The organism is Moraxella catarrhalis (assembly GCF_001632285.1).
In the GTDB taxonomy this organism is placed as follows: Bacteria; Pseudomonadota; Gammaproteobacteria; order Pseudomonadales; family Moraxellaceae; genus Moraxella; species Moraxella catarrhalis.
Genome location: NZ_LWAH01000013.1, coordinates 337246 through 363248, shown reverse-complemented (window position 1 = coordinate 363248; position 26003 = coordinate 337246). Strand labels below are relative to the sequence as shown.

General features: G+C 43.0%; 27 protein-coding genes and 1 tRNA gene. 12 read left to right on the top strand and 16 right to left on the bottom strand.

The genetic code is table 11. The features are described 5' to 3' along the window. The first annotated feature begins 38 nt into the window (after positions 1–38). Positions 39–788: an electron transfer flavoprotein subunit beta/FixA family protein gene (locus tag A4U55_RS04800; protein WP_003669332.1), complete on the top strand. Its 750-nt coding sequence runs from the start codon at positions 39–41 to the stop codon at positions 786–788. Positions 789–826: 38 nt separating this feature from the next. Next, positions 827–1756: an electron transfer flavoprotein subunit alpha/FixB family protein gene (locus A4U55_RS04795; protein WP_063454071.1), complete on the top strand. Its 930-nt coding sequence runs from the start codon at positions 827–829 to the stop codon at positions 1754–1756. A 265-nt stretch (positions 1757–2021) separates the two neighbouring features. On the opposite strand, the gene A4U55_RS04790 is transcribed toward A4U55_RS04795, so the two are convergent. Both A4U55_RS04790 and A4U55_RS04785 read right to left on the bottom strand, forming a co-directional pair. After that, on the bottom strand, positions 2022–2798 hold the full coding sequence (locus A4U55_RS04790; RefSeq protein ID WP_049166769.1) for a TrmH family RNA methyltransferase: 777 nt from the start codon (positions 2796–2798) through the stop codon (positions 2022–2024). A 117-nt stretch (positions 2799–2915) separates the two neighbouring features. Further along, positions 2916–3914 carry a class 1 fructose-bisphosphatase gene (locus A4U55_RS04785; RefSeq protein ID WP_049166873.1) on the bottom strand — a complete coding sequence of 333 codons (999 nt, stop codon included), beginning with the start codon at positions 3912–3914 and terminating at the stop codon, positions 2916–2918. 238 nt (positions 3915–4152) lie between these two features. Between A4U55_RS04785 and A4U55_RS04780 the strand changes: the two genes are divergently transcribed. The 4 genes from A4U55_RS04780 to A4U55_RS04765 all read left to right on the top strand — a co-directional run bounded on the left by A4U55_RS04780 (position 4153) and on the right by A4U55_RS04765 (position 8070). Then, complete coding sequence (locus A4U55_RS04780; protein WP_049166872.1) at positions 4153–5145, top strand: aspartate carbamoyltransferase catalytic subunit; 993 nt, start codon at positions 4153–4155, stop codon at positions 5143–5145. A 65-nt stretch (positions 5146–5210) separates the two neighbouring features. Further along, positions 5211–6011, top strand: a complete 801-nt coding sequence (locus tag A4U55_RS04775; RefSeq protein ID WP_049166871.1) for a tetratricopeptide repeat protein — start codon at positions 5211–5213, stop codon at positions 6009–6011. Between the two features lie 48 nt (positions 6012–6059). After that, positions 6060–7223 carry a dihydroorotase gene (locus A4U55_RS04770; RefSeq protein ID WP_049166876.1) on the top strand — a complete coding sequence of 388 codons (1164 nt, stop codon included), beginning with the start codon at positions 6060–6062 and terminating at the stop codon, positions 7221–7223. Between the two features lie 34 nt (positions 7224–7257). After that, the gene (locus A4U55_RS04765) at positions 7258–8070 is read left to right on the top strand and encodes an HpcH/HpaI aldolase/citrate lyase family protein (RefSeq protein ID WP_063454070.1); all 813 of its coding nucleotides are present in this window, start codon (positions 7258–7260) and stop codon (positions 8068–8070) included. Here A4U55_RS04765 and epmA read toward each other — a convergent pair. The 7 genes from epmA to A4U55_RS04730 all read right to left on the bottom strand — a co-directional run bounded on the left by epmA (position 8067) and on the right by A4U55_RS04730 (position 14775). Continuing rightward, positions 8067–9041, bottom strand: coding sequence for an EF-P lysine aminoacylase EpmA (gene epmA / locus A4U55_RS04760; RefSeq protein ID WP_063454069.1), 975 nt, complete (start codon positions 9039–9041; stop codon positions 8067–8069). The two genes, A4U55_RS04765 and epmA, sit on opposite strands and share 4 nt — an antisense overlap. A gap of 48 nt (positions 9042–9089) precedes the next feature. Further along, a complete protein-coding gene (locus A4U55_RS04755; RefSeq protein WP_038519955.1) occupies positions 9090–10145 on the bottom strand; it encodes a 4-phosphoerythronate dehydrogenase in 1056 nt (351 codons plus the stop codon). Further along, the gene (locus A4U55_RS04750) at positions 10145–11317 is read right to left on the bottom strand and encodes an AI-2E family transporter (RefSeq protein ID WP_003659021.1); all 1173 of its coding nucleotides are present in this window, start codon (positions 11315–11317) and stop codon (positions 10145–10147) included. The genes A4U55_RS04755 and A4U55_RS04750 overlap by 1 nt, the downstream gene beginning before the upstream one ends. Positions 11318–11496: 179 nt before the next feature. Continuing rightward, on the bottom strand, positions 11497–11955 hold the full coding sequence (locus A4U55_RS04745; RefSeq protein ID WP_003672903.1) for a YaiI/YqxD family protein: 459 nt from the start codon (positions 11953–11955) through the stop codon (positions 11497–11499). Positions 11956–11991: 36 nt separating this feature from the next. Further along, positions 11992–13116 (bottom strand): 5-(carboxyamino)imidazole ribonucleotide synthase, encoded by a 1125-nt coding sequence (locus A4U55_RS04740; protein ID WP_003659024.1) that lies wholly within the window; start codon positions 13114–13116, stop codon positions 11992–11994. 88 nt (positions 13117–13204) lie between these two features. Continuing rightward, a complete protein-coding gene (purE, locus tag A4U55_RS04735; RefSeq protein WP_003659025.1) occupies positions 13205–13753 on the bottom strand; it encodes a 5-(carboxyamino)imidazole ribonucleotide mutase in 549 nt (182 codons plus the stop codon). Positions 13754–13818: 65 nt separating this feature from the next. Further along, entirely contained in the window at positions 13819–14775 is a 957-nt protein-coding gene (locus A4U55_RS04730) for a metallophosphoesterase (protein WP_003673623.1), read from the bottom strand. A 172-nt stretch (positions 14776–14947) separates the two neighbouring features. Here A4U55_RS04730 and truC point away from each other — a divergent pair, with 172 nt between their 5' ends. After that, a complete protein-coding gene (truC, locus tag A4U55_RS04725) occupies positions 14948–15712 on the top strand; it encodes a tRNA pseudouridine(65) synthase TruC (RefSeq protein WP_063454068.1) in 765 nt (254 codons plus the stop codon). Between the two features lie 9 nt (positions 15713–15721). Here truC and hemJ read toward each other — a convergent pair whose 3' ends face one another. The 5 genes from hemJ to serB form a co-directional block, all read right to left on the bottom strand. After that, positions 15722–16159: a protoporphyrinogen oxidase HemJ gene (gene hemJ / locus A4U55_RS04720; RefSeq protein ID WP_003659031.1), complete on the bottom strand. Its 438-nt coding sequence runs from the start codon at positions 16157–16159 to the stop codon at positions 15722–15724. A 148-nt stretch (positions 16160–16307) separates the two neighbouring features. Beyond that, the gene (locus A4U55_RS04715) at positions 16308–18260 is read right to left on the bottom strand and encodes an autotransporter outer membrane beta-barrel domain-containing protein (RefSeq protein WP_003672907.1); all 1953 of its coding nucleotides are present in this window, start codon (positions 18258–18260) and stop codon (positions 16308–16310) included. A 108-nt stretch (positions 18261–18368) separates the two neighbouring features. Further along, positions 18369–19409, bottom strand: a complete 1041-nt coding sequence (gene bioB / locus A4U55_RS04710) for a biotin synthase BioB (protein WP_003659038.1) — start codon at positions 19407–19409, stop codon at positions 18369–18371. Between the two features lie 113 nt (positions 19410–19522). After that, entirely contained in the window at positions 19523–20011 is a 489-nt protein-coding gene (locus A4U55_RS04705) for a hypothetical protein (RefSeq protein ID WP_063454067.1), read from the bottom strand. A gap of 66 nt (positions 20012–20077) precedes the next feature. After that, a complete protein-coding gene (serB, locus tag A4U55_RS04700) occupies positions 20078–21193 on the bottom strand; it encodes a phosphoserine phosphatase SerB (protein ID WP_063454066.1) in 1116 nt (371 codons plus the stop codon). Between the two features lie 272 nt (positions 21194–21465). On the opposite strand from serB, the gene A4U55_RS04695 reads away from it, so the two are divergent. The 5 genes from A4U55_RS04695 (at position 21466) to A4U55_RS04675 (ending at position 24573) form a co-directional block, all read left to right on the top strand. Next, the gene (locus tag A4U55_RS04695; protein ID WP_003659042.1) at positions 21466–22722 is read left to right on the top strand and encodes a hypothetical protein; all 1257 of its coding nucleotides are present in this window, start codon (positions 21466–21468) and stop codon (positions 22720–22722) included. A gap of 94 nt (positions 22723–22816) precedes the next feature. Beyond that, entirely contained in the window at positions 22817–23035 is a 219-nt protein-coding gene (locus A4U55_RS04690; RefSeq protein WP_003659044.1) for a PA3496 family putative envelope integrity protein, read from the top strand. 102 nt (positions 23036–23137) lie between these two features. Beyond that, positions 23138–23659 (top strand): UPF0149 family protein, encoded by a 522-nt coding sequence (locus A4U55_RS04685; RefSeq protein ID WP_003659046.1) that lies wholly within the window; start codon positions 23138–23140, stop codon positions 23657–23659. Positions 23660–23768: 109 nt separating this feature from the next. Further along, a complete protein-coding gene (locus A4U55_RS04680) occupies positions 23769–24131 on the top strand; it encodes a YbjQ family protein (protein ID WP_003660823.1) in 363 nt (120 codons plus the stop codon). A gap of 25 nt (positions 24132–24156) precedes the next feature. Further along, positions 24157–24573, top strand: a complete 417-nt coding sequence (locus A4U55_RS04675; protein ID WP_003659048.1) for a YbjQ family protein — start codon at positions 24157–24159, stop codon at positions 24571–24573. Between the two features lie 186 nt (positions 24574–24759). Here A4U55_RS04675 and A4U55_RS04670 read toward each other — a convergent pair. Further along, positions 24760–24836, bottom strand: a tRNA-Val gene (locus tag A4U55_RS04670). 30 nt (positions 24837–24866) lie between these two features. Then, the gene (gene epmB / locus A4U55_RS04665; RefSeq protein WP_049166866.1) at positions 24867–25937 is read right to left on the bottom strand and encodes an EF-P beta-lysylation protein EpmB; all 1071 of its coding nucleotides are present in this window, start codon (positions 25935–25937) and stop codon (positions 24867–24869) included. Between the last annotated feature and the right edge of the window lie 66 nt (positions 25938–26003).

Genomic DNA, 26003 nt, shown 5'->3' with positions numbered 1-26003 from the left:
TTTATTTACCCAAAACAAGTGATAAAAAAGAGGATTTTATGAAAATATTAGTCGCAGTCAAGCGTGTTGTTGACCATAATGTTAAAGTGCGTGTCAAAGCCGATGAATCAGGCGTTGAGCTTGCTAATGCTAAGATGAGCGTTAATCCATTTTGTGAAATCGCCATTGAAGAGGCGGTTCGCCTAAAAGAAAAAGGTGTCGCCAGTGAGATTATTGCAGTTTCTATTGGCACGAGCCAATCATCAGAGCAAATTCGCTCAGCATTGGCATTGGGTGCTGACCGTGGTATTTTGGTTGAAACAGACGCCAAAGCACAGCCATTACAAGTCGCCAAAATCCTAAAAGGTGTGGCAGAAGCTGAAGGTGTGCAGATTGTACTACTGGGTAAACAGGCCATTGATGATGATAATAACCAAACAGGGCAAATGCTTGCCGCCTTAATGGGTGTGGGTCAAGGCACATTTGCATCAGAGGTGGTTGTTGAAGGCGATAAAGTGCATGTGACTCGTGAAATTGATGGCGGTTTACAAACGGTGGCATTACCATTGCCTGTAGTGATTACAACTGACTTGCGTTTGAATGAACCTCGTTTTCCTAAGTTGCCAAATATCATGGCAGCCAAGAAAAAACCCCTTGATACCAAATCTCCTGCAGATTTTGGGGTGGAAATGAACGCTAAGCTTGAAACCATCAAAGTATCTGCACCAAAAGAGCGTTCGGCAGGCGTTAAAGTGTCATCCGTTGATGAGTTGATTGACAAGCTAAAAAATGAAGCGCGTGTTATTTAATACCCATGATAAATCGATAAAGCTTAAGGATAAAAATTATGACAATTTTAGTATATGCAGAACATGATAATAAAGAATTAAAGCCAGCAACCCTTGCAACTGTTACCGCAGCTGTGCAAATGGGCAGTGATGTACATCTTTTGGTAGCAGGTGCTGATTGCCAAGCTGTGGCACAAGAAGCCGCCAAGGTAGCAGGTGTGAGCAAGGTTTTGGTGGCAGATAATGCCGCTTATACCAATCAGCTGGCAGAAAATATCTCGTTGCTGGTCAAGGCTTTGGCAACTGATTATAGCCATGTTGTTGCCCCTGCAACCACCACTGGCAAGAACTTTTTGCCACGAGTGGCGGCACTGTTAGATGTCAGCATGGTATCAGACATCACTGCCGTCATAGATGCCAATACTTTTGAGCGTCCAATTTATGCTGGTAACGCAATCGCTACAGTCAAATCAAGTGAAAATGTGGTCGTGGTGTCAGTGCGTGGTACAGCATTTGAGCCAGCAGAATTGACGGGCAGTGCTTCTATTGAAGCGGTGGGTATTGCCGAAGATACCGATAAATCAAGTTTTGTGAAAGAAGAGCTTGCCAAAACTGACCGCCCAGAGCTGACCTCAGCCAACATTGTCGTTTCAGGTGGTCGAGCATTGGCAAGTGGTGAGAATTTCACCAAATACATTGAGCCTTTGGCTGATAAGCTGGGTGCTGCGGTTGGTGCCAGTCGTGCTGCTGTTGATGCAGGTTTTGTACCTAATGATATGCAAGTGGGACAAACTGGTAAAATCGTTGCACCTAATTTGTACATTGCCATCGGTATTTCAGGGGCGATTCAGCATTTAGCAGGCATGAAGGATTCAAAAACCATCGTGGCGATCAACAACGACCCAGAGTCGCCCATTGCATCGGTGGCTGATTATTTCTTAGAAGGTGATTTGTTTGATGTCGTGCCTGAACTGATTGACAAGCTATGAGCTAAGCGATCAATCATTGATATGGACACAGTTGATGACTTGTATCCAAAATTTGTATCCAAAAAAGCATCCAAATTGATTGGGTGCTTTTTTTTGATGCATAAGTTTTTGGGGCATGCTACGCTTGATAATCGATTAATACTTTAAAAAGTTTATTAAAAATTTATAAAAATAAAAGGGTTGTTTTTAGATGAAAATTAAATCAATTATTAAGTTTTATCATCGTTTAAACAATGTGATTAAGCATGGCTATGGCGTTTAACCATCATACAAGATAATGACGCTGACGCAACATTTCATAAAAACATACCGAACCTGCAATACCAACATTTAGGCTTTCTTGTCCGCCTGGTTGTGGTAAGGCGATGGGTATTGCGTTGTTTAAAAATTCATCACGCACGCCTTGACCTTCGTGTCCTAGCACCCAAGCGATGGGGCTGGTTAAATCATGGTCATAGATCACTTTATTTGTATGTGAACTTGTCGCATATAACGGCGTTTTTAGCTTTTGTAAAATCTCATTAACAGCGATATGTTCATAAATTGATATTGAAAAATGAGCACCCATACCTGCACGCAGGCATTTGGGTGACCACAAATGAGCAGTATTAGGCGAGGTGATGACTGTCTGAATACCAACCGCTGAGGCAGTTCGTAATAGTGTGCCGATATTACCCAAATCCTGCAAGCCATCAAGAATTAAGCAGTCACCGCTGATTGTTGGTAATGACTGATGAGGAATATCAATCACAGCCATGACACTGATACTTTCACCCAGCGTGCGTATTTGTTGGTATAAAGTATCGCTGATGATGGTGATTTGTTTGGGGTCAATTTGGGATAATAACGGTAAAACCTCATCATGAACCGTGGCAGATTCTGAGACAATAAGCCTGTGGACGGCTGGCATTTGTTTAAGGTAGGCTTCCACCAAATGCACGCCCTCGATAACCGTTTGCCTGCTTTTTTTGCGAGTGCGATGATGGCCAAGTAGAGCGTGAGTGTGTTTGATGATGGGGTTATCTTTAGAGGTGATGGTCATAATTGTATGATAAATGATAAATGATAAATGATAAATGATAAATGATAAATGATAAATGATAAATGATAACATAAGCCGATGAATCAAACGCCGCACCAGTGGCGGCGTTTGATTGAGTTATGCCATCTCACCATTTGCCAAGATACCTGCTTTGGCATGTAAATTTTTGACATAATCAACCTCTTCTTTGGCACCAAGTACCACAGGAATACGCTGATGAATGTGGCTAGGCTGAATGTCCATAATGCGTACCACGCCATCAGTACTTGCACCGCCTGCTTGCTCAATGATAAAGCTCATCGGATTGGCTTCATACATCAATCGCAGCTTACCTGCCTTACCTGCAATTTTGGTGTCAAAAGGATACATAAACACCCCACCACGAATCAAAATACGATGCACATCTGCAATCATCGCTGCCACCCAACGCATATTATAATCTTTATTGCGGATACCCATATCACCTGCAACCAAACCATTGATATATTCTTTGATGGGGTCTAGCCAATAGCGATAATTTGATGCATTGATGGCGTATTCTGCTGCACTTTCATCAATTTTTACTTGATTATCGATAAGTAGGTATTCTTGTGTCGTTGGGTCAAGACTGAACATGATGACACCTTGCCCCAGCGTCATTGCCAGCATGGTACTGGTACCATAAATAAAATAGCCTGCTGCCAATTGTGAAGTACCTTTTTGTAAAAAGTCGGCTTCGGTGGCTTGGCTACCCACACGCTGATACGGCAAAATAGAAAAAATCGTACCCACAGTCATATTAATATCAATATTTGATGAGCCATCTAACGGATCAAAAGTGACCAGTAATGTTCCATCATCATGAGCAGGGCTAATTTCATCCAGCTCTTCGGAGGCAACGCCTGCACAGTGTGGGTTCTTGGTTAGGGCATCAAGGAGTAAATTATTGGCGATGACATCGAGTTTTTTTTGGGCTTCGCCTTGAATATTTTGGTTACCTGCTTCGCCGTGGATGCCTGCCAACGCCCCTTTATCAAGTAAGGCACTGATGGCGATACTGCTGTTTGCCAAAGTGCCGAGCGTGCTGGCAAGCTCATCACTTGCGTGTGATTGTAAATATTGGGTTAATGTCATCATAAAATATCCTTAAAAATATCTTTACAATTATCATCATCAAATCAGCAGACTAAGCCAATCAGACCGTGATAATTTTTTGGCATATTTTACCATAAATCTGATGGTCTGTGTGTTGCCTTGTTGGTATGGATTTTTGTGGGTTTATTTTGTAAAACAATATTGTTTTGAATGGGAAAAATTTGTTAAAATGACTTAATTTTATTTTGCCACGGCACAAGCACGCACCTAAGGAAAACCCATGACCGCCACCACCGCCCGCCTAAATCAAACCCTTGTCCGCCCACAGCTTATCCCCAATGACGATGCTGGCATACGCCATTTTATCGGTGTGGAGGGACTGACACGCCCACAGCTTGAAGGGATTATTGATAAAGCGATGGGTTATTTTGATGAAGATGGCAAGCTGATTAACACCACAGAGCTGTCAGGCAAGACGGTGATGAATCTGTTTTTTGAAAATTCCACACGCACTCGCACCACCTTTGAGGCCGCCCAAAAACGCTTGGGTGCTAATGTGCTAAACCTTGACATCGCGCGTTCAAGCACCAACAAAGGCGAGACTTTGCGTGATACCCTTTGGAATTTGGAGGCGATGAGTGCCGATATGTTTGTGGTGCGTCATTCTGCCAGTGGGGCGGCCCATTATATGGCGACCGAGGTTACCCCCAATGTTGCCATCATCAACGCAGGCGACGGCTGGCACGCCCACCCAACGCAGGCAATGCTTGACATGCTCACCATTTACCGTGAAGCAGATAAGCCCTTTGATGAACTTTCTGTGGCGATTGTTGGCGACATCAAGCACAGCCGTGTGGCTCGTTCGGACATTTCGGCTTTGACGACTTTGGGGGTGCGTGATATTCGTGTCATCGCCCCCAAGACTTTGTTACCAAAAGGCATTGAACGCTATGGCGTCTTAGTATTTGATGACATTGATAAAGGCGTGGCAGATGCTGATGTGATTATTGGCTTACGCATCCAAAATGAACGCATCGGCTCACCACTTTTGCCATCAACTTCTGAGTATTTTAAAATGTATGGCATCACCGAACAACGGCTAAAACTTGCCAAGCCCAATGCCCTGGTCATGCACCCAGGACCCATGAACCGTGGTATTGAAATCGCATCAAGCGTGGCAGACGGCAGTCAGTCGGTGATTTTAAAACAAGTCAATAACGGCATTGCGGTGCGTATGGCAGTGATGGCGATGGCGATGTCAGGGCAACGATAAGCAGGTGATTTTAAAGCTTACAACTAAGATGGATTTTTACTTTTTATTTTTATAAGGATAAAGTCATGTTAACAAAATTCACAGCGTTAGCCATGGGTGTGTTGTTGTCGGTATCGGCAATGGCGGCGGATATGGCGACGGCGGATATGGCAACTTTGACACGCCAAGCCCAAAGTGGTGATGCAGCTGCTCAGTTTGATTTGGCTTATGAGTATTATCAGCAAGGTAACCATGCCAAAGCGTTTGAATGGTTTACCAAAGCCGCCCATCAAGGCGATGCACAAGCCCAATATAATCTGGGCGTGATGTATGCCCAAGGCCTGGGCGTACGCCAAGATTATCACAAAGCATTTGAATGGTTTACCAAAGCCGCAGGTCAAGGGCATGCAAAAGCTCAATTTAATCTGGGTGTGATGTATCACGAAGGTGAAGGCGTGCGTCAAGATTATAAAAAGGCGGTTGAATGGTACGCTAAAGCCGCCCATCAAGGGTTTGCAGAGGCTCAATATAATCTGGGGCAGATGTATAGACAAGGTCATGGCGTACACCAAGACTATTATAAAGCAGTTGAGTGGTACACCAAAGCCGCCCATCAAGGTGATGCAGCTGCTCAATCTAATCTGGGCGTGATGTATGACAAAGGTCATGGCGTACGCCAAGATTATCAAAAAGCCATCGAATGGTACACCAAATCCGCCAATCAAGGGTATGCAGAGGCTCAATTTAATCTGGGCGCGATGTATTACAATGGTCATGGCGTACGACAAAATAAAAGCACCGCCAAACGCTATTTTGGTCAAGCCTGTGATCATGGAGATCAGTTAGGCTGTGATCACTACCGTAGGCTAAACCAACAAGGCTACTAGGTGCTGATGATGCCCCGTATCCCAAATCAAGCAAAGAAAGAGACAGTGATGAAAAATCTACTTCCCCCCAACTGGCGATTTGACACCGCCCAACTCAAAGGCATAAGCACAGATGGCAAATGGCTATTACCGCCCCTTGTTGATCTGTGTGCCAGATTGCGAGAACCGGGACATCAGTCACATGGTACGCTGGCAAGCGAGGGGCGAGCGGCACGCCAAAATGGCTTTTTGCATGTGGTCATGCCACCTGATACCAGCCCTGTGCTAGAAAACGGCTCACTGTTAAAGGGTCTCAAACAAAAAGCATGGGCAGACGGTGGCATTTACTTGCATGTTTTGGGGGCATTGAGTGCAGGCTTAGAGGGTAAACAACCTGCCAATCTGGCAGGACTAAAACAAGGCGGTGCTATCGGCGTGAGCAATACAGCGGCAGGTTTTGAGAGTGATTTGGTATTGTTACGCTGTTTAGAATATGCAGCGACCTTTGACATCAAAGTCTTCTTCTACCCTGATGAACCCAGTTTATCGGCAGGGGGTGTGGCTCACGATGGCTATATCGCATCTTTTCATGGATTGCAAGGCATTCCGTGGCTGGCTGAGACCATTGCACTGTCTAAGCAAATTTTGATGACCGAAGAGACAGGCATTCATGCACATTTTAGCCAAATCACTTGTCGCACCTCGGTAGAGCTAATCCGTCATGCCAAACAAAAGGGCTTGCCCATTACCTGTGATGTGGCGATGCACCAGTTGCACCTGACCGATGATGACATTGAGGGTTATAACGCTCATGCTTATGTATTGCCCCCTTTGCGTAGTAACACCGACCAAAAAGCTCTTATCAAGGGTCTTCAAGACGGTACGATTGACGCCATCTGTTCTCATCATGAACCACTGTCAAGCAGTGCCAAACAAGCCCCCTTTGCCCAATGCCAAGCAGGCATCAGTAACTTTGACACCTTTGTGTCATTGGGGGTGAAACTGGTGGCAGATGGCGTGTTAAGTACTGAGCAGTTGGTAGAAAAAATCTGCCTAAATCCTGCCAAAATCGCAGGCATTACAGATTATGAGCGCATTGGTGGGGCGGTACTCATTGACCCAAATCAAGCATGGACGGTAACCAAAGACACCATGCTATCAGCAGGCAAGAACACGCCATTTTTGGGGCAGACGCTGACGGGAAGGGTGGAGAAAGTCTTTTTTGATGGCTAAAACTGCTATTTTTGATGACAATGGGTGATACATCATGAATAAAACCCTATTTTTATTTGTGCCAGCAACACGCCTTGATTGGGTATCAAAAGCCAAGCAATCTAAAGCAAATGCCATCATCATTGACCTAGAAGATGCCGTCGCAGATGACCAAAAAAATCACGCACGCACAGCACTGATGGCATTAGATGCCAAAGGCGAGTGTGGCTATTGGCTGCGTATCAATGCCGTGCATAGCATGCATCATCTTGATGATATTACTTGTATGCTTAAGCTTAATCATCTGCTTGGCGTTGTGTTGCCAAAATGCCAAAATAAACACCAAGTTGAAAGCGTGTATCACCACATTCATAAGCCTGTCATTGCCATGATTGAGACAGCAGTGGGGATGGCAAATATTGCTAGTATCGCACAAGCTGATGGGCTTTGGGCGATGAGTTTTGGTAGATTGGATTTGATGTATGAGCTGGGTGTGCAACCAGATTCGCCAGCATCACAGCTGATTTTTGATAAAATTCGTACTGATTTATTGATTCATTCTGTGGCAAATGGTCTTCATCCGCCCATTGAGACCATTTTTAATGATTTTGAAGATGAAACAGGATTGGCCGCTTGTGTACGCCACTGGTGCGATTTTGGGTTTGCAGGTCAGATGATGATTCATCCAAAACAAATTGCCGTTGCTGATGGCGTGCTAACAGCACAAGCCGAACAAATGGCTTTTGCCCATGCCATTTGCCAAAAATACCAAAAAACAGGCGAGACGGTCTTTGCCATTGATGGTAAGATGGTTGATTTGCCACTGATTAACTGGGCAAAAAACCTAATAAAAGTCGCCAAAAATTAGGCATTATCTGTCGTAATGGCAATGGCTTGATTGATGTTTAATTGACCTTGCAGCACCATGAATAATCTGTCTATGCCTAAGGCAATGCCGCAACAATCAGGCAGATGATCGCAGGCAGCAAGCAGACGATAGTCAATGGGCATGATGGGCAGACCTTGGCGGTGGCGTTCATGATTATCTTGCTCAAAACGCTTTAGCAGCTCTTGGCTGTTGGCAAGTTCATCATAAGCATTGGCAATCTCAACGCCATGAATATACAGCTCAAAGCGTCTTGCAATCTCATAACCATCAGCATCGACCGCTGTTTTGGCAAGGGCGGCGGTAAGCTTTGGATAATTGATAACCAAGGTGGGGTTTTGTAAGCCTAATTTTGGCTCGATAAGATGGCTAAATAATAAATCTAACCAGCCTTGTTTGTCATCGCCCATATCCAAATGAATGTTGTGAGCGACAGCACACTGACGCAAGATATCTGGCGTACTCATATCATCAAATGGGTGTATGCCCAAATAATGTACAAATGCTTGGGCGTAGCTAATTTGGGTTAAGTGGATGGGTTTTTGATAAACAACGCTTAATAGTTCTGATAATTCATCAGCCAATGCATCTAGGCTAAAATTTGGGCGATACCATTCTAGCATGGTAAACTCAATATTATGGCGATGGCCTTTTTCGTTATCACGAAATACTTGGCATATCTGATAAATGGGCGTCTGATAAGCAGCAAGCAATCGCTTCATCGCAAACTCAGGCGATGTATGTAGATAGCCTTTGGTTTGACCTGTAGCACCTTGGAATGTTGCTTGAACCGATTGGATATATACATCAGTATTGGCTGCTTGCGATAATATCGGTGTTGTGACCTCCATGATATTGCGTGCCTCAAAAAATGCTCGAATATGCTGTAGCATCTGAGCCCGTTTTTTGGCATTCATCAAAGTTAAGGTAGGTGCATACTCACTGGCCATCATACAAAAATTTGCCTTATTATTAATAAATATTTAAAAATTAAACTGTTGTTAATCAAAAATCCATTCTCGCCGTAAATGGTAATTTTTGCGAAGCATGTCAAATTGATTACCCAAAATATGTGGACAAGCTGCCGCTTTTAGTGCTTCAAAATCAGCCTGAATATCATAAAACCAAGCCAGTGGCTGTTGGTTTTGATGGTTTAAGAGCATAGAAAAATGATAAGGGTTGGGCGGTAGTAATGCCAAAAAGTGCTGGAGGATTGGTAAGTTAAAGGTTTGGCAAAAGGCTTGATAAATCATATCAGTCCCACGGATTTTACCTTCAAGGGTATAGCCTGCAATGTGTGGTGTTGCCAGTTTGAGTGCATAAAGTAGCTGTTGGCTGATGAATGGCTCATTAGGAAAAACATCTAACACAACCGATAATTGCTTTTGGTTAATGGCAGCTAACAGGGCGGATTCATCAATAATTTCTCCTCGAGCACTGTTAATCAGTAAGGCCTTTGGGCGGATTTTTGCCAAGGTTTGAGCGTTTAGCATTTGATAAGTTGGGTGGCTACCTGTTTTTGTCAATGGTGTATGAATGCTGATGACATCACAATCTAAAATCTCATCTAAGCTTGCATTGTTGATAGAGTCAGTCGCCAAAAAAGGATCAAAGCCAAATACCTGCCAGCCCAGTCGTTTGGCATAGCGTGCTAGAGTATTGCCAATATTGCCAAGTCCGATAATGCCTAATCGTAGATTGGTTTTTGGGGATTGATGGGTATGTAATATGGCTGTTATGACATATTGGGCAACCGAATGCTTACTACAGCCTGATGCATTGGCAAAATTGATATGATGGTCGGCAAGATACTTGGTGTCAATATGGTCAATACCGATCGTTGCAGAGCCGATAAACTTAAGCGGTGTGTTGCTCAAGTCGCCCAAATTTTCTTGGGTTACCTGCGTTACTGAGCGAATGAATAATGCATCTGGTTGATGGGTGATGAGACTTTGGCGGTCAATGGCACGCCCTGCCATCTTGATAAGCTCCACCTGATGACATAAAAGATAATCATCAAGATTGGCAATATTTTCATCAGCAAGAACCCGAAGCATTAGTCATCCTTAGTTAAGTTAGGTTGTTGTTTATTGCTGGGGGTGGGGTTGGTATCAGCCAATAACGCTTTACCATCTGCGACCACAAAGCCGCTTGCTTGGTTAATAAAAATCTCATTTTTGTGCTGACTTATCCACTCACGCCACACCGCCAAGCCAATGGCAAGCACCACAGGCCCGATGAACAACCCCACAAAACCAAATGCCGTCAAGCCCCCAAGTACACCAATAAAGATGATGATGAAGGGGATTTTGGTTGCACCACTGATGACGATGGGTCGAATCAAATTATCCACCCAGCTGATGACTAAAATTCCCCATAAGCCAAGTCCAATGCCTTCGGTGGTATGTCCTTGCGATAATAACCACACCGCCACACCGCCCCATGCAAAGGGCGTACCAAAGGGGATGAGTGCCACCACAAAGGTGATGAGTGTGAGTAAAATGGGGTTGGGAGCGTTGGTAAAAGCATAGCCCATCCCTGCCAAAATCGCCTGAGCCAAGGCAGTCAATCCAATGCCATACACCACCGCTTGTGTGGTTGCTCCTACCGAGTCAATGTAATCATCAATGCGGTCGCCGATGATGTTACGCATGGCTTGACGGATTTGGCGTACCAAACTTTTACCATCTCTATAAAAGAAAAACAATGTCATCAGAGCCATGCCAAGTTTGGCAAGGTTTTTTAGCACCGCATCAAAGGCCATTTTGCCATAATACAAATGCGACTGCACCCAAGCACGCACCGCCTCCATCGTGGTTTCAGGGTTTTTGTTAATCTCCCAAAGCGTGTCTTTAATCGTCTGTCCGATAACAGGTAAGTCCTTGATTTGGCTGGGTAAATCTAAATATCCTGCTTGTAGGCGACGAATTACCATGCCAACAAAACTTAGCACTTCATGTTGTAGGTAGAACACACCCACAATAAGCGGTACGCCAATCATGAGCGAGATGCAAAAAGTCATCAAAAACGCACTAAAACTGGGGCTTAGACGGACTTTGGTGTGAAAAAAAGTATAAATGGGAAAGGTAACATATGCCAAAATCCCTGCCCATAATGCTGGCACGATAAAAAATCGCACTACTTTAAAGCACAGTACAATCAAGATAACAAGCAAGGTCAAAGCGAGTAGGCGTTGTAAGACGAACTCTCTATTCCATTGTTCAATCATGGTTTCATCATGGTTCAATCGCGGTTTTGGCGTGGTTTTTGAAGTTTAACATAACAAACTCAAAGAAGAAATTGAATTGGGAATGTCGCTACTTATTATGCCAAAAACTTGATAAAAATGCTTGGGGATTTTGTGGTGTTTGCGTTGCACAAGATTAAGCAAATCTGTTAAAAAAACCACTAGGGTAACGCGTGAGCAAGCCTATTTAGACCACCTGCAAAGGCGATTTTGTCCTTGTTGCTGTATGGTTTTTGTCCGCCCATGCTTTTGGGGTCAAGCACACCCGTACCACGAAGCGACTCCATAAAATCTCGGGCATTTAATCTGGGTTTGATGTTATCTTTGCGAAATTCCTCACCCCGTGGGGTCAAAACCTTTGCCCCTTTTTCTAGCACATCATTGGCAAGCGGAATGTCGCTTGTGATGACCAAATCGTTGGGCTGCGCTGTCTGTAAGATATATTCATCCGCCACATCAAAGCCAGCACCAACCACAACATACGATAAAAATGGCGATGGTGGCAGTTTGGTCATCCGATTTGCCACAAATACCGCCATCGTTTGGGTGCGATTGGCGGTTTTGATGATGAGCTCTTTGGCAATGACAGGCAGTGCGTCGGCGTCAATGAGTATTTTCATAGCGAACAAGTTCAGTCATGGATAAAATACCAGTCGTTATGATGTGAGCAATTGTGTGATATTGGTTACAATCCCATCATTATCATCACTCATCACCGTAATATGTCCAATCTTACGACCGTCTCGCTCTGCCTTGTGATAATGATGAAAATGCACTCCTGTATGGGTCAAAAGCTCGCTGACATCAGGATATTTGCCGATGACATTTAGCATGACAGACGGCTTGATGATGCCTGTATCGCCAAGCGGTAAGCCCAATACGGCTCGGATGTGGTTTTCAAATTGGCTGGTATTTGCCCCCTCAATCGTCCAATGTCCAGAGTTATGCACGCGTGGGGCAATCTCATTGGCGATGAGTCCATCATCACTGACAAAAAGTTCTAAGGTCAAAACACCAACATAATCAAGATGACTTAGGATTTTACTGATATTGGATTGGGCTTGCTCGGTGAGATGGTCGGCGTTGGCAGCAGGTGCAATGGTTTTTGATAAAATGCCATTGGTGTGATGATTTTCAACCAAAGGATAGTAACAAATATCACCGTTTTGACTACGCACAGCGATGATAGAGACTTCACGGCTAAAGTGAATGAACCCTTCGGCAATGAGTGGTGCAGGTGCGTCGGTCAACCCGCCATCACCAGTGACAGCGTCGCCAAGCTCCTCCCAAGCGGTGGCGATGTCGCTTTGTGTTTTGATGACAAATTGTCCTTTGCCGTCATAGCCGCCTCGGCTGGTCTTTAAGACCAAAGGTAACCCAAGTTTGTTGGTGGCAGTTTGTAGCTCATCTAAGCTGTTTACTGCCATAAATGGTACGGTGTCAATATTTAGCCGATTAAACAATACCTTTTCTGCCAATCGGTCTTGGGCGATTTCCAAAGCATTGGTCGGCGGAAACAGACTGCCTTTATGCTCAAGGCTTGCCAGTGATTTAGCCGTCTTGATAGGCGTATTTTCAAATTCCAATGTAAAGACATCGCTGGCGGTGATAAAATCATCAAGCTCATTGTATTTAAATACTTGTCCATATAAAGCAGCTGGCACACCGTCAGCATCTTCTAAAAAAACGCAACGATGGCCGAGCTTTAAGGCGGCTTGAGCCAACATCATGCCAAGCTGCCCACCGCCAAGAATACCGATGGTTTTGATGGAATCAGTCATAAAAGATATCCAAAAATTAGCAAAAAATTTTGGATATTATCGCATATTTTAATAAAAAATGGGCGTTAATTTGCCAAATGCTGATTCATCAGTGATTGACAATCCCTGGATGGGGGCTTGTTAGCACCGTCTGGGTCTGTTTTTGGCGAAATTCATCCAGTTTTGTGGCAAGGGCATCATCATCGATGGCAAGTATCTGTATTGCCAGCAGTCCAGCATTGAACGCACCAGCATCTCCAATGGCGAGCGTACCGACCGCCACGCCTTTGGGCATTTGTACGATGGATAATAAACTGTCCCAGCCTGACAGTGTGCTTGATTTGACGGGTACGCCAAGCACAGGCAATGGGGTTTGGCTGGCACACATACCAGGCAGATGAGCCGCTCCGCCTGCCCCTGCGATGATGACTTTTAAGCCCTTATCTTTGGCGGTTTTGGCATAGTCAAAGAGTTTATCTGGTGTGCGATGTGCTGAGACGACTTGACACTCAAAGGGGATGCCAAAATCTGCCAAAATCTGTGCCGATAAAGACATGGTTGCCCAATCGGACTGACTGCCCATGATGATACCAACCTTTGGGGTGCCAGTGGGGGATGTGATGGGAGCAGGACTTGGGGCGTGTTGGGTGTTTGACATGATAATCCTTAAAAATAATAAACGAATAAGTTAGCACATTTGCTAAAAAATGGCAATTTCTGTCTTTATTCTTTGGATTTATCTGCGGTATGAATATACTGTACAAAATTTTCATTTGATAGTACGGGGTTTTTGGTATCAAATTGATAAGCAGTCAGGTAGCCATTCATACCAGCGGAATAGTCAGTACAAACCACCTGATTTGATAAGATGCTTGGCGTGCCATCAAGCCAATAATGGCCAATAAAAATTGGCTGATGAGTGGTCAGCTCAAAATCCATCGGCAAAGGTTTGATATCTAAGTCGCTGGGCAGGTTCATTGTCGCTCTAGTGCCAAGCTGTGCAATCTCAGACAGTGGGTGATTTTGCCAGTCTTTTTGCCACCATTTGATACGAGTACGCCTACGCACGATGTCATGCCCATCCACGAGTACAACACCTGCAGGTAAGGGGCTTTCGATACCCTTTAAAAGTCTTTCAAGCGCATAAAACTCGGTAGAGCCACTCATAGCGGTTGCGATGATACCACGCTGGGTGATGCGATGGTCAGGGGTGAGATAGGGTGCAAGTGCTGCTTGTGCCTTCGTATCCCAGCAGGCGTGTACGATATTCAATTCAGGCAGCTCAAGCCATAGCGGTAGTTCATAAAGGCGAGAGAGCCAATAATAGTAGTCATCAGAACCAATGGGTGCTTCATCCAAAAATGCTTGATGCTGCTTGGTATTTCGGCTGGTATGGGGGCGACAATAGCCACCATCAGGATGTGGCGTAGCGTAGCCGATAGCATTGTATTCGTGATTGCCCATGATGGCAAGTGCTTGATTGTTGTCAAGCATGTCAAAGACAATTTGTAATGTGGCTAACTGCTGATTGCCCCTGTCAATAAAATCACCAATAAAAATCGCTTGATGACCGTGTGGGGCGATATGACTGATGCCATCATGAATATAGCCCAATTTATCAAGCAGTCCTGCTAATTTGTCGGCGTGTCCATGAATGTCGCCAATAATGTCATAAATCATCACAATCCCCTTGTATCTTAATCTACTTTTTGCCTGCTACTATAGCACATTTACCCAAAAAGAACATTGGCTAAAATCACGACACAAAGTCACTGATACCAAATCAAATTAGCATTATCATAAAAATGGTCGCTGGACTTTTATAACCAAGGCTGTTATAGTGGCTAAATTTATGGGTGATTGGTTTATGCCGATTAAGCCTGATTTATTGCAAATTTTGTATCAAGATGCGTGCATGGTGATTATCAATAAACCTGCAAATATGTTGGTGCATCGCTCTTGGCTGGATAAACATGAAACTTGTTTTGTGATGCAAACTTTGCGTAACCAAATCAATCAACATGTCTACCCTGTACATCGTCTTGATAGACCAACCTCAGGCGTATTGGTCTTTGCCCTAGACAGTCAGACAGCAGGATTATTAGCCAAACAATTTGAGAATCATCACATCCAAAAATCTTACTTGGCGGTGGTGCGTGGTATTATTGGTACTGGGCGGATTGATTATGCACTAAAACCCCGCCTTGATAAAATTGCCGATAAGTTTAGTAATCCCAATCAAGCATCCAAATCTGCCATAACTGATTATCAGGTTCTTGCCACAACACAGCAACCATTTATATCGTGTCGGCGTTTTGATAGTTCTCGATATTCTTTGGTTCGCTTAACACCAATCACAGGGCGAAAGCATCAGTTGCGTCGCCATATGAAGCATATTTTTCATCCCATTGTTGGTGATACCACTTATGGCGATAAAGTGCAAAATCGTGCTGTGCTTGCTCATGTTGGCGTCAAAAGACTGTTGTTGCATGCTCATCAGTTACAGTTTTGTCATCCGTTATATGATGAGATGATCCGTATTGTTGCACCCTTAGATACGGCCTTTTGTCAAGTAATGACAGCGTTTGGGTGGTCTGATGTGGACTTGATGGCTTAAAAAACAACCTCAAAAGGGCTTGACGATTACCAAAATCACGACTGCAATTAATATGACAACAGGAATTTCATTAAACCATCGCCAATAAACATGGCTCTTATAGTGCGGGTTTTGAGCCAGTTTTAGGCGAAATTTACCACATGCTAAATGATAGATGCTAAGCAAAATAACCAACAATAGCTTTGCATGTAACCAGCCTTGAGATAAGTATAAGCTTGGCGAGAAGCTTATCATCCAAAGACCAAAACCCCATGTGGCAATCATCGATGGTGTCATGATACCACGATACAATTTACGCTCCATCAGGCTAAAGCGTTCGATACTGGTTGTATCTTGGCTCATGGCATGATAGACAAATAATCTAGGCAAATAAAAAATTCCTGCAAACCAACAAACCATCGAAATAACATGAAAAGCCTTGATATATAAAAACACAGTTTCACCCATTAAAAATCATTGTTGGTGATATTTTACCATCAATGATAAACGCTGACACATTGCATTGATAAAAACAAGCAGACAAAAATAACAATAAAGACGATGAGAGATTATCGTCTTTATTTAAATGAATGGCTGTCACAAAAAAATTGATTGGTTAAAATGCCATTTGTGCACCCACAAATCCACCAACTTTTGTATCATGATCTTGGTGATTGGCTTGTATGCCAGCATTCAAATGAGTGTTATTACCCAAAGCAAGTGTTGCACCTAAATGTGCGTGCGTTGTGTGCTTTTTATCAAAGGGCACGGTTGTGACAAAGCTGCGATGATAATCACGGTTGGATAATACAGCTGTCTCAACAGTTTTGTTATTGTCTTTAAACTCATGCTGATAACCCAATCCTGCCAAAAGGTTTAGTTTATCATTCATGGCATAATCAATATTAACGCCAATATCAGCTTGCAAAGACTGATGGTCAGGCAGCTTAAAACTTAGAGCAGTTGATAGATTTGGTTGATTTTCAAAGAAGCGATTCTGCTTGATATCTTGAGCATGAATACCGACATAAGGACGATAGGTAACATTGTTTTGGGTAAATCCATAGCTGCCTTGTACACTTGCATATCGACGCTTACCTGTGGCATGTGCTTGATGGTTGCGATTCTCACCGTCCCACATGATTTGGCGTAAGCTTTGTGTACTTAAATGGTCAACCCCAAGGTTGGCACTGATGCGTAAGTGATCAAAATCATGGCGATGATACAAACCAATGCCTGTTTGTTTGACATCAGCGGTTATAGAATCGCTTAGATGATAATCTTGTTGTTGGTAGGTTAAATATGCCCCTGTATGCTGGTTAGGTCGTGCAATATCAAGTCCAAGTTTGATGGTAGGGCGGTCTATTTTATTGCGTGTATCAAGCGATTGATTGCTGATGCTGCCATCAATCCATAGCGATTGTTGATGATTGTTAAGACTGTCTAAGCGGCGTACCAATTGTTGCTGGCTTTGTTGACCATGTTTAATCAGATGCTGGGGTAGTTGACCCATTTGGTTGGGGCTATCGATAATAGAGCGATAATATTGTGCCAAAATGCGATGCGTACGCCCTGAAGGGTGAATTTTATCAGCAAACGCATAAGTTTCATTAGCATTCGCAGCGGTTTGTTGCCAGTCGCTTGGTTTACATGCTAACGATGATAAATTGGCATCTAGGTTTTGGCAAGCAGGTTCGGTCACATTACTAAACCCAAATCCTGCTGGATTACTAACCGCCTCTTTGAGTAGGGCAAAGGTATTGGCAGCAATGACATTGGTGGTTTGGTTGTTTAAACTTTGATATAAAGTTTGGTTGTAGATATGAGCAGACAATGATGCTGTGGCAGATTTGGTCGGATCTTGGGCGTATTCTGGCGTGACGCCAACATCAGGAAGACTGGGTACTAAAATGTGTTTTGCACCTGCTTGCCCAAGCTGCCCAACCAAATTGGCTTGGTCATTGGCAGCGGTGGTAATGATTTCGGCTGCTTGCAACTGGGTTGGTGCTTTGGCTGCCTCAAACAAATCATTGGCACCTGTCCAAACAGTATACAATGCTTTGGGGTCGGCTTGATGATTATTTAAGGTCAGGTAGCGATTGATTTGGGTTTGTGCTGATGGGATGGTAAATAAAGGAATGGTGAAAAAAGGAACAGGTGCATTTTTGACCACATCTTCTTTAGTTCTTGCACCACCAACGGCATAGTTTGTACCAGTTAAGGTTGTTCCATCATTGGCATCGGCGGTATGTCCATAAGATTTTGCCAATATGCTTGACCAAACTGGATCGGTATTGGTCGTAAACGATGGTTGGGCTTGATTAAAAACAGAAGACGCCAGACTGTTTTTGCCAATCTGCACCAAGCGTCCTGTGTCAGTTAGGCTATCACCAAAAAATACGGTTTGGCTAAATTCTTGGGCGGTGGCGATGCTGCTTAAGCCCATCAGTGCAATCGCCATTGATAAAGGGCGGTATGTATGAGCCACCGCTTTGAGCGTTCTTTGGGTGATATTTTGAGTATGAATACTTTTGACCTCAGTCATTTTGGGAGAAAGATGATGAATCATCACGGTTTCCTTATTGGCTACATTAAATAAAATCTATCACAATCAAGCATGGTGATCTTTATTGCTATTTTTTATGATTTGGTTGCTGTTAAAGATAAACCATTAAAGCTATGCTGACAGTGGGCAATTATGGGGCATCTCGGCAGTCATCACCGCACCACTCATAGCATCAATAATTTTGGGCTTTGGGGCAGGTTTAGAGGGCGTTAACCCAAGCTCAGCCATCAGACGGTCATCGTGTGATGTGGACTGATTGCCTGTGGTGAGTAATTTATCACCATAAAAAAATGAGTTTGCACCTGCCATAAACGCCAATGCTTGCTCACCATCACTTAAACTTTCACGCCCAGCAGATAGGCGGACATAGCTTGTTGGGCAACAGATACGAGTTACCGCAATGGTACGAATCCATTCAATGACCGATAATCGACCTTCGGCAATGACTTTATCACCAAGTGGCGTACCAGCAATCGGTACAAGTAAATTAACAGGAATGGACTGCGGTGGAATGGGCATTTGGGTCAGCTCATACACCCAATCAATACGGTCTTCACGACTCTCACCCATACCAACAATAGACCCTGAACAAACATTAATACCTGCATCACGCACATGGCTAATGGTTGCCAACCGTTCATCATAAGTGCGTGTGCTTGTTACCGTATCATAGTAATTGCGAGAGGTATCAAGATTGTGGTTATAATAATCAAGGCCTGCATCTGCCAAAGTTTTGGCTTGTTCTGGCTTTAGCATACCTAAAGTCATGCAAGTCTCAAGTCCCATGGCCTTAACTTCACTGATTAAATCCACCAAATAAGGCATGTCTTTTTCGCTGGGGTGTTTCCAAGCTGCACCCATACAAAAGCGTGATGAACCTTGTGATTTGGCACGGCGAGCAGCGGCAAGCACTTTTTTGATTTCTAAACGCTTTTCGGCGGTCAGACCTGTTTTATCTCGGTAATGACCTGATTGAGAACAGTAGCCACAGTCTTCAGGGCAATTACCCGTTTTGATAGATAATAGCGTACTAATTTGTACTTCATTGGCGTTGAAATGCTCACGGTGTACCGTTTGTGCTTGCATCAGCAAATCCATCAAAGGTAGCTCGAATAAGCGTGCGATTTCTTCCTTTGAAATAAGTATCTTCATTAATCAATCTCGCTTAAATTTGGTAAACAATTGTACTCAAAAATTTGCCAAATAGCAACCGCATTTCATGGGCATGTCTCATGCACCTCAAAGCTGATGGTTTTTTAAGTCAATTATTTGGTCATTTTTTGCTTGATGCCGTCAAAAAAACCTTTGGTGCGTTTGGCGTATGGCTTAATGGCATCAATATATCCTTGATATTCTTTGGGAATGCTGGCGGCTTGTTTACCAATACCTGCAAGCCAAAGTACCAATTTGTAATCACCCATGATTTTAACATCACCATCTTGAATGGCGGTCATTAATGCTGCAACATCGCCTTTGGTGAATAATTTTGCACCTGTTAGTGAGTCTTTAAAGTCAATCGTCAAATCAGGATGACCAGCTTTACCTAAAGCCTGTCCAAAATACCCTTGCTCAAAGCGAAAATAACGCTCAACATTGGGTGCGGTAAATTGAATGCACAGCGATTTATCTTTGATAAGCTGGTTGAATGCTTCATTATTGCGTGATTTGGCAAGGTTTTGTAATCGCAAACCCATGATTGCCAATAATGCATCTAAAGGGTCAGTTTTTACATGAATGATAGGCAAGGTAAACATGATATTTCCTTAAATTTTTAAATTAAATTAATTAAATTAATTAAATTAAATTGTATAAAACACAAATCAAGATTGGTAATCTAGCCTGTGACCTAAGGCATAAATGACACCTTCAAGCCCTGTGATATTAACCGCAGCCGATGCCTTGGCTTGCACAATCGGCTTGGCATGATAGGCAATGCCAAGGTCGCTATTTGCCATCATGGGTAAATCATTGGCACCATCGCCAATGCAGATGACTTGTTGCATGGGCAACCCTAAGCGTTCAGCTACTTTTTTGACGATAAGGGCTTTTTGATGACCGTCTAAAATATTATCATCTACCATGCCTGTTAAGGCATTGCCATCGTGAAGTAAAGGATTGGCATAATATTCATCCATGCCAAGAACTTGGCTGATGTGTTTGGCAAAGGGTTCAAAGCCACCTGAAATGAGTACTGTATGATAGCCAATGGCCTTAAGTGCACGCATGGCAGCAACAGCACCTGGCTGAATGTGAATGTGTTTGGCGATAATCTCATCAATACTATCTAAAGGTATGCCCTCTAAAAGTGCAACACGGCGGGCAAAACTTGTGGCAAAATCAATCTCACCACGCATGGCTTGTTCAGTAATGATAGAAACTTGCTCTTCCATACCACAAAATTTTGCCAATTCAACAATCACCTCTTCTTCAATGAGCGTTGAATCCATATCAAAACATGCCAAGCGATGGCGTGTGAGCATTTTGTCTACTGATAAAATATGGACATCAGCACGAATAACATTTGATAAATAACTGGTGATTTGGTCATCAATGATATGTGCCGCCGCAGTTTTGCTGATTTGACCCATGTCATGCTTTGGTGCTAATAGATAACGATGAATATTCACTTTGGCTAATGGGTAATCGACACTGATCAGATGTGCGTGAGCCTTGGCAATATTATCATCTTCAACGACAGACAGTTGCCAATGAGCTTCGGTATCTACCCAGTTTTGCATCAAAGTATCAATATCGGCTTCTTGGCTTGATGGTGTCACCACAATGATAGCAAATAAAGGCAGTTGTGATAGTTTTGCTGTGATGTCATTGGCGGTAAAATCATAACCAATCACCTCATTTGGCAAATGATGAGCAACGGTATTTAAAGCGGTTTGCCATGCTTGGCTATTTTTTGGTAGAGCATAAGTAAAAGACATATCAAACCTTTGGGGTAGCTATTATGATTGAATAGAATTTTACATATTAGCAGTTAATCAGGTATTTTAAAAGACTTAAAGCGAATTTTCTAGGTGCAAGATGGGTTTAATCCATCAAACTGATTTTTTAATTTTTAAAAAATACTGAGATAGCCACGATGGTATTGCTCAAATTTTCATTGATAAGCTGATAAAATCCTGTCAAGCCCATAGCTATTGAAATAATTAATGCTATAATACTAGGATTTAATTTTTATGATTTGGCAACTCTCATGACATACTTAGCACCCAGACAGGGTATTTTTGCGGCAATCGTTTTGGCGAGCTTGGTTTTGCATTTATTATTTTTTGTCATCAGCACCGAGCGAGGCATCAGCACACAAAATCAACAGGCGGTTGAACGCAGTGTTATGATGCTAAGTCAGGAAATCGCAGCACCACTGGCAGCTTATGATCGTGTTAGTATGAGCGTCATTGCAGGGCCTTATGTTGATGAGCCTATGATTGCTTATGTGGGTATTTATGACAGCCAAGGCGGCGTATTGGTACCGCTTGGAGAATCGGCAGAAGGCTATCGTGCCGAAGAGGTGGTGATATCAGGGGATCAGGTGCTTGGCAAAGTGGTTGTACAAGCCAAAACAGTCAGCCGTGCCAAGATTTTGTCAGGCAATTGGGTATTTTTATTGAGCGTGATTGGGCTACATATCATCTTGTGGCTGATTTATGGCTATGTGGCGCGTCCAACCGAGGCACTTAAATCCCAAATTGCCAAAGAAGTGCGTACCGAGCTACTTTCTAAAGGTATTTTGCCCGAGCAAATTACAGACGAACCTGCGACACACATTCAATCAACTGAAGATGACGATGTGGTATCTGATGACGAGATAACCGCATCAACATCAACCGAAAACCAAAGCAATCCAAGTCATACCAAGCTTGAACTTGCTGCTGCTTATACCGTTCAAGTTCAGTTCCAAGATCCGTACAGCTTATTGACAACGGTCAGCATTGAGTCTAAAGATGCATATTTTGCTTTATGTGATCAGTTATTTGAAAGAGCGTGTCATGCATTGCTTGAGTTGCCTTTATTTGCAGGCGTGGCAATGATTGACCAAAACCCATTCACCGAGCAAGGAGCATCAGTGACACTTTATGCCACGGATGATCATGCCAAAACAGCGGCAGCGGCGGCGCTACTTTCTCAGCTTTTATTGATGGTCAATGAAGTGGTATATCAAAAGCACCGTGAACTAAAACGCTTTGCCTTACCCATCAAGACCGTTACCAGTGATTCAGAATTGTCAGATGTTGCCAAATCCATCTTAACCATCCGCAAAGAAAAGTCACTGATTATTTTTGCAGAGGCTGGGCGTAATCAAGCCGCCATGTATATGACTTTATCCGCCATCACGCACCCAAGTACGGTACATGAACGAGATAGCCGAGAAGTTGTTGGAATGACGAGCGCCACTGCTGATCGACTAAAAATTGCACGAGATAAAACGCTACTTGGTGATGATAATGCTTGACAAAATATTCAATTCGCTTTATAAGGCTACAGTAAAGACCTGATTTTTATAAAGCGTCAGGTCGTATACAAATTTCAACGCACTGGGAGTCATTATGAGTAATATTAATGATGATTTTGATGATGATAATTTTGATGAAGATGCTGATGCCATTTTGGTTGATGAAAGTAAGACAAAACCCCTTGAAAAACGCCTAAAAATTGATGCTTTGCTTGAAGAGCAGCGTCTAAATAAGTTAAAGCGTGCGCTTGAGGATGGTGATGACTTTACCGAATTTGACGATTTAGATGATGATTTAGATGATGATTTTTAAACTCTAATTTTTTAAAATCTAAAGATTGTTTTGGATATAAATTAAGCTGTCATAATCACCTTTGGGCGACAATATTTGACCCACAATAGTAATGAGTTTGTTATGAATAAACAAGAATTGTTTGAGTATTTAGAATCATCAGCTAACGAAATGGGCTTAGATCCAATCGCAGCCCATGGATTTTTGACAGCGACTGTGGTGGGCAAGCCACTACCAAATTGGATATCGGCATTTTTTGAAGGTGCAGATGCGCAAGTGCCAGATGAGGTCAAATCAGCACTAAAGGCATGGCAACAAGCGTTGGTTGATACTCTAAAATCAGAGCAACCTATCGAGTTGCCCTTTGATGCCAGTGAAGAGGCGGAAGATTTTAGTGAAGATGGCGACTTGGCAGCATGGGCAATTGGTTTTGTTGATGCGATGTACTCGGATGAAAATGTGGATTGGTTTGATGATGCAGCGACCGAAGAAGATGTGGCGATGCTAACTTTACCGATGGTGTTATTATCAGGCATTGATGAAGAAATGGATGAAATGCGTGATGATGAAACCCTAGCCCAAATGGCAAATGCACTTGAAGATAATATCACAGAGCTGTTTTTATTATTTCATACCGATGACTAAGAACTCTTAGATCAGTTAGGCAGGGTGGGGACAGCTGTCTTTGCCCTGTTTTATTATCTTAAGATGATGAAATTACTATGATAAATCTAAGTCAATGCAGAGAATGGTCATGCAATTATCAAATTTAGAATACCTACCCAACCATATCATCACCGAAAGATTGGATGTGGTTTACGGCAACACTGTGCGTAGTAAACATGTGGGCAAAGATTTTTTGTCAGGACTAAAAAACATCGTTGGTAGCGAGCTGACTGCTTACACAGAGCTTCTTGAAGAAGCACGCCAAGAAGCGATGAATCGTATGATTACCAAAGCACAAGTATTAGGCGCTGATGCGATTGTCGGTATTCGTTTTTCAACATCAAATATCACCGCAGGCGCATCAGAGCTTTTTGTTTATGGTACGGCGGTCAAAGTACAAAAGAAGTTTGATCCTTTTGGGCAAAGCTTAGATGAGTTGCCAGTAGGTTGATTTCTGATGAGCCTTGAAGAGTTTTTTGATAAAAAGCCTGATTTGGCTTGTTTTGGTTACCACTGGTTGGTATTTTGGTGCCCGTGCCGAGCGTGGTCATCTAAAAAGCTTGATGGCAGATGAGCAAAAATACCAGCACATCCAAGTCTCAAGTGAGCGTTTTTATGAACCCAAAGGTATCAATGAATCAATCTTGGTGGTTGGCAGTGTCGTAATTGCTCAGGATAAATTCAAACAGGTTGTAGCGGCGATGTTAAGCTTATTTGGCAAAAATTTAACCGTCTATGAGACGCTGCTTGACCGTGCTCGCCGAGAAGTGGTGCTGCGTGCTAAGCGTCAGGCGAATGATGCAGGCTGTCATGCGTTATATGGGTTAAGATTTGAGATGACCGAGGTGCAAGGTGGTGTTGAGATATTGGCTTATGGTGTGGCAGTTAAGTGATGCGTAAGTTCGCTTAAATTATCAGAACACTCTGCCAAACAATTTTTTATAATATCAAGTGGCAGGCTTTTGAAATTTTGTAGATGATATTGGGTCTGAGCGTGGGTAAATTTTCTTTGGTTTAGTGTTATCGTTTGATTGAGAATTGAAAACCCCTTGAAATTCTAATTTCAAGGGGTTTATATTTGGTAGGCGTAAACGGACTCGAACCATCGACCCCCACCATGTCAAGGTGGTGCTCTAACCAACTGAGCTATACGCCTGTATAATAGGACGCTATTTTACCAAATTTTTTATAGATTGCAAGCATTTTTTATCATTAATTTCATTTTTTTATTTGAATACTGATAAATATCAATCGGTGTCTTAAATGGATGGTTTGGTCGCTCTTGAACCAATTTAGGAACCAAATAACCTGGTAAGGCTTCAAGCAACTGCCAATATAGCCCAACAGCGTCATGAATATCGATGTCAAAGTGCGCCGCCCCTTGAACCTTGTCAAGTATGTGCAGATAGTATGGTAGGATTCCAGCACCAAACAGATCTTGATTAAGCTTACTTAAAGTCTGAATGTCATCATTGATGCTGGCAAGTAGCACACTTTGATTTAATAAAGTTGCACCTGCATCTTTGAGCTGTTTGGTTTTAGCGATCAATTGATCATCAATTTCATTGGGGTGATTGATGTGCAGCACAATCACGATATTTTTTTGATAATGACGAATCAGTGCAATGAGCTCATGATCCACACGGTTAGGTAATACCACAGGCAGGCGAGTGTGAAGTCGCACCGTACGAATGTGACCAATGGCAGTAATCTTATCCAACCAAAGCTTAAGTCGCTTGTTGTTTAGGCTCAAAGGATCGCCACCGCTTAAGATTACCTCATTAACTTCTGTGTGCTTGGTGATGTAATCCATCACTTCATCCATTTCATGCGTGCTTGGTTGATTGGCATGATAATCAAAATGCTGGCGAAAACAGTAGCGACAATGTACCGCACATGCACCCGTCACGGTCAGCAGGACACGAGATTGATATTTGTGCAATAAACCTTTGATGGGGTTGTGATTATTTTCATCCAAAGGATCGGTACTATAGCCATCAACGGTCATCCTTTCTCGTCCATCGGGAAGTACTTGGCGTAAGAGTGGGTCATGAATATCGCCTTTTTTCATTTTTTTGATAAAGGCGTGCGGTACTCGTAAACCAAACTGCTTGGGCGTATGTGCATGAGCCTGTTTTGGTAAATCAAGCAGCGTAAATAAAGTATCCAAATCGCTGACCGCTGCTGATAGCTCGGCTTGCCAATCTTGAAAATCATCAGATGAGTCAGCGTGATAAATTTTTTTTGTAGAAATCATGGTTTTATTTTGACAAAAATTACTAAAACTTTATATAATGAAGTGTTACGCTGCATTATAGCGTAT

What these genes read in the sequence shown, in the direction of transcription:
- A4U55_RS04800 (WP_003669332.1), top strand. Translation starts at nt 39, where the DNA reads ATGAAAATATTAGTCGCAGTCAAGCGTGTTGTTGACCATAATGTTAAA.
- A4U55_RS04795 (WP_063454071.1), top strand. Translation starts at nt 827, where the DNA reads ATGACAATTTTAGTATATGCAGAACATGATAATAAAGAATTAAAGCCA.
- A4U55_RS04790 (WP_049166769.1), bottom strand. Translation starts at nt 2,798, where the DNA reads ATGACCATCACCTCTAAAGATAACCCCATCATCAAACACACTCACGCT.
- A4U55_RS04785 (WP_049166873.1), bottom strand. Translation starts at nt 3,914, where the DNA reads ATGATGACATTAACCCAATATTTACAATCACACGCAAGTGATGAGCTT.
- A4U55_RS04780 (WP_049166872.1), top strand. Translation starts at nt 4,153, where the DNA reads ATGACCGCCACCACCGCCCGCCTAAATCAAACCCTTGTCCGCCCACAG.
- A4U55_RS04775 (WP_049166871.1), top strand. Translation starts at nt 5,211, where the DNA reads ATGTTAACAAAATTCACAGCGTTAGCCATGGGTGTGTTGTTGTCGGTA.
- A4U55_RS04770 (WP_049166876.1), top strand. Translation starts at nt 6,060, where the DNA reads ATGAAAAATCTACTTCCCCCCAACTGGCGATTTGACACCGCCCAACTC.
- A4U55_RS04765 (WP_063454070.1), top strand. Translation starts at nt 7,258, where the DNA reads ATGAATAAAACCCTATTTTTATTTGTGCCAGCAACACGCCTTGATTGG.
- epmA (WP_063454069.1), bottom strand. Translation starts at nt 9,041, where the DNA reads ATGATGGCCAGTGAGTATGCACCTACCTTAACTTTGATGAATGCCAAA.
- A4U55_RS04755 (WP_038519955.1), bottom strand. Translation starts at nt 10,145, where the DNA reads ATGCTTCGGGTTCTTGCTGATGAAAATATTGCCAATCTTGATGATTAT.
- A4U55_RS04750 (WP_003659021.1), bottom strand. Translation starts at nt 11,317, where the DNA reads ATGATTGAACAATGGAATAGAGAGTTCGTCTTACAACGCCTACTCGCT.
- A4U55_RS04745 (WP_003672903.1), bottom strand. Translation starts at nt 11,955, where the DNA reads ATGAAAATACTCATTGACGCCGACGCACTGCCTGTCATTGCCAAAGAG.
- A4U55_RS04740 (WP_003659024.1), bottom strand. Translation starts at nt 13,116, where the DNA reads ATGACTGATTCCATCAAAACCATCGGTATTCTTGGCGGTGGGCAGCTT.
- purE (WP_003659025.1), bottom strand. Translation starts at nt 13,753, where the DNA reads ATGTCAAACACCCAACACGCCCCAAGTCCTGCTCCCATCACATCCCCC.
- A4U55_RS04730 (WP_003673623.1), bottom strand. Translation starts at nt 14,775, where the DNA reads ATGATTTATGACATTATTGGCGACATTCATGGACACGCCGACAAATTA.
- truC (WP_063454068.1), top strand. Translation starts at nt 14,948, where the DNA reads ATGGGTGATTGGTTTATGCCGATTAAGCCTGATTTATTGCAAATTTTG.
- hemJ (WP_003659031.1), bottom strand. Translation starts at nt 16,159, where the DNA reads ATGGGTGAAACTGTGTTTTTATATATCAAGGCTTTTCATGTTATTTCG.
- A4U55_RS04715 (WP_003672907.1), bottom strand. Translation starts at nt 18,260, where the DNA reads ATGATTCATCATCTTTCTCCCAAAATGACTGAGGTCAAAAGTATTCAT.
- bioB (WP_003659038.1), bottom strand. Translation starts at nt 19,409, where the DNA reads ATGAAGATACTTATTTCAAAGGAAGAAATCGCACGCTTATTCGAGCTA.
- A4U55_RS04705 (WP_063454067.1), bottom strand. Translation starts at nt 20,011, where the DNA reads ATGTTTACCTTGCCTATCATTCATGTAAAAACTGACCCTTTAGATGCA.
- serB (WP_063454066.1), bottom strand. Translation starts at nt 21,193, where the DNA reads ATGTCTTTTACTTATGCTCTACCAAAAAATAGCCAAGCATGGCAAACC.
- A4U55_RS04695 (WP_003659042.1), top strand. Translation starts at nt 21,466, where the DNA reads ATGACATACTTAGCACCCAGACAGGGTATTTTTGCGGCAATCGTTTTG.
- A4U55_RS04690 (WP_003659044.1), top strand. Translation starts at nt 22,817, where the DNA reads ATGAGTAATATTAATGATGATTTTGATGATGATAATTTTGATGAAGAT.
- A4U55_RS04685 (WP_003659046.1), top strand. Translation starts at nt 23,138, where the DNA reads ATGAATAAACAAGAATTGTTTGAGTATTTAGAATCATCAGCTAACGAA.
- A4U55_RS04680 (WP_003660823.1), top strand. Translation starts at nt 23,769, where the DNA reads ATGCAATTATCAAATTTAGAATACCTACCCAACCATATCATCACCGAA.
- epmB (WP_049166866.1), bottom strand. Translation starts at nt 25,937, where the DNA reads ATGATTTCTACAAAAAAAATTTATCACGCTGACTCATCTGATGATTTT.